Raw genomic sequence first — 560 nt, forward strand, 5'->3', positions numbered from 1 at the left:
CAACACTAATCACTCCATTTACAAGCACCTGGTTATCTGCACTTACTGTCCCTGTTGGAGAAGCCTCTACAGAAACTACAAATGATTTTGTAACTACATTATTGCTGTCATCCTTTATTGGAGCATCAAGGCCATTCGAACCATTGAATTCATAAGTTCCCATAATTCCATCGTCGGTGTGAAGCATTGCCCAAAGCACCTCTCCATCTTCGACTTCTTCTCCTTCTTTAAGCTCTACCATTACATCAGTTGCATCACCGGCTTCCACCATTTTTGGAACCGAAATAATTTCAGGAACCATTGGTCCACCGTCTCCGTTATCGCGGTGAATTACTACCCAACCATCCTGGCTCATGGAAACATTACTTATTGACAACATGTTGTTTTCAAGCATCTGATTTTCTACGACCAGATTTCCGGCAGGAGCAATAACATCTATACTATCGTCGTCGTCACTACAAGATGTAACTCCCATACTTACAACCATGGCTAATAATAAAAGATAAAATTTATTCATTTTCATATTCTGATTTTTTTGTTCGTTCCCGAAAGTAGAAACT

General features: G+C 39.8%; 1 protein-coding gene. It reads right to left on the minus strand.

The window, feature by feature from the left end; all coding sequences use genetic code 11:
* On the minus strand, positions 1 to 475 hold a 475-nt coding region (locus HC176_RS15880), incomplete at its 3' end, for a DUF7282 domain-containing protein (RefSeq protein ID WP_209309749.1).
* Positions 476 to 560: the final 85 nt, after the last annotated feature.

Source organism: Tamlana crocina (genome assembly GCF_012037625.1).